The organism is Pseudomonas sp. 86_A, from assembly GCF_017491705.1.
Lineage (GTDB): Bacteria > Pseudomonadota > Gammaproteobacteria > Pseudomonadales > Pseudomonadaceae > Aquipseudomonas > Aquipseudomonas koreensis.
On the sequence record NZ_JAFGYS010000038.1, the window covers coordinates 1 to 1,277 of the forward strand.

Here is a 1,277-nt window from a genome sequence, read left to right on the forward strand (position 1 = left end):
GTTCCTGTGGGTCGACAGAATCCATGCCGACACGTTCAGCCAGCTTCCCAGCCAGCGTTGCGAGTGCAGTACTCATTCGTTTTATACCTCTGAATCAATATCAACCTGGTGGTGAGCAATGGTTTCAACCATGTACCGGATGTGTTCTGCCATGCGCTCCTGAAACTCAACATCGTCATCAAACGCACGGGTAATGGATTTTTTGCTGGCCCCGTGGCGTTGCAAATGATCGATGCATAGCGATTCAAACAGGTGCTGGGGCAGGCCTTTTTCCATGTCGTCTGCCAGTTCTGCCTCTTTCTCTTCACGGGCGAGCTGCTGGTAGTGACGCGCCCAGCTCTGAGCCTCAAGACGATCCTGAATGTAATAAGCGTTCATGGCTGAACTCCTGAAATAGCTGTGAAAATATCGCCCGCGAAATGCCGGGCTGATTAGGAAAACAGGAAAGGGGGTTAGTGAATGCTTTTGCTTGATCTCAGTTTCAGTATTAATATCCATTTTTTATAAGCGTCGACGGCTTCACGAAACATCTTTTCATCGCCAATAAAAGTGGCGATAGTGAATTTAGTCTGGATAGCCATAAGTGTTTGATCCATTCTTTGGGACTCCTGGCTGATTAAGTATGTCGATAAGGCGTTTCCATCCGTCACGTAATTTACGGGTGATTCGTTCAAGTAAAGATTCGGAAGGGCAGCCAGCAACAGGCCACCCTGCAATGGCATATTGCATGGTGTGCTCCTTATTTATACATAACGAAAAACGCCTCGAGTGAAGCGTTATTGGTATGCGGTAAAACCGCACTCAGGCGGCCTTGATAGTCATATCATCTGAATCAAATATTCCTGATGTATCGATATCGGTAATTCTTATTCCTTCGCTACCATCCATTGGAGGCCATCCTTCCTGACCATTTCCATCATTCCAGTCGAACTCACACACAACACCATATGCATTTAAGTCGCTTGAAATTGCTATAAGCAGAGCATGTTGCGCCAGCATGATTAATACAGCATTTAATACAGAGCCGTGTTTATTGAGTCGGTATTCAGAGTCTGACCAGAAATTATTAATCTGGTGAAGTTTTTCCTCTGTCATTACGTCATGGTCGATTTCAATTTCTATTGATGCTTTCCAGTCGTAATCAATGATGTATTTTTTGATGTTTGACATCTGTTCATATCCTCACAGATAAAAAATCGCCCTCACACTGGAGGGCAAAGAAGATTTCCAATAATCAGAACAAGTCGGCTCCTGTTTAGTTACGAGCGACATTGCTC

At 44.8% G+C, this 1,277-nt stretch carries 4 protein-coding genes; all 4 read right to left on the minus strand.

The genetic code is table 11. The annotated features are described in order from the left end of the window. Nucleotides 1–81: 81 nt before the first annotated feature. The 4 genes from J5M57_RS27795 to J5M57_RS27810 all read right to left on the minus strand — a co-directional run bounded on the left by J5M57_RS27795 (nucleotide 82) and on the right by J5M57_RS27810 (nucleotide 1,170). Entirely contained in the window at nucleotides 82–378 is a 297-nt protein-coding gene (locus J5M57_RS27795) for a host-nuclease inhibitor Gam family protein (protein ID WP_000995451.1), read from the minus strand. A 74-nt stretch (nucleotides 379–452) separates the two neighbouring features. Further along, the gene (gene kil / locus J5M57_RS27800; RefSeq protein ID WP_000372937.1) at nucleotides 453–596 is read right to left on the minus strand and encodes a host cell division inhibitory peptide Kil; all 144 of its coding nucleotides are present in this window, start codon (nucleotides 594–596) and stop codon (nucleotides 453–455) included. Then, the gene (locus tag J5M57_RS27805) at nucleotides 565–729 is read right to left on the minus strand and encodes a protease FtsH-inhibitory lysogeny factor CIII (protein ID WP_001198861.1); all 165 of its coding nucleotides are present in this window, start codon (nucleotides 727–729) and stop codon (nucleotides 565–567) included. The genes kil and J5M57_RS27805 overlap by 32 nt, the downstream gene beginning before the upstream one ends. A gap of 72 nt (nucleotides 730–801) precedes the next feature. Beyond that, nucleotides 802–1,170 (minus strand): DUF2528 family protein, encoded by a 369-nt coding sequence (locus J5M57_RS27810; protein WP_000065374.1) that lies wholly within the window; start codon nucleotides 1,168–1,170, stop codon nucleotides 802–804. Nucleotides 1,171–1,277: the final 107 nt, after the last annotated feature.

Coding starts and splice junctions, on each gene's coding strand:
- kil (WP_000372937.1), bottom strand. CDS start 596: ATGGATCAAACACTTATGGCTATCCAGACTAAATTCACTATCGCCACT.
- J5M57_RS27810 (WP_000065374.1), bottom strand. CDS start 1,170: ATGTCAAACATCAAAAAATACATCATTGATTACGACTGGAAAGCATCA.
- J5M57_RS27795 (WP_000995451.1), bottom strand. CDS start 378: ATGAACGCTTATTACATTCAGGATCGTCTTGAGGCTCAGAGCTGGGCG.
- J5M57_RS27805 (WP_001198861.1), bottom strand. CDS start 729: ATGCAATATGCCATTGCAGGGTGGCCTGTTGCTGGCTGCCCTTCCGAA.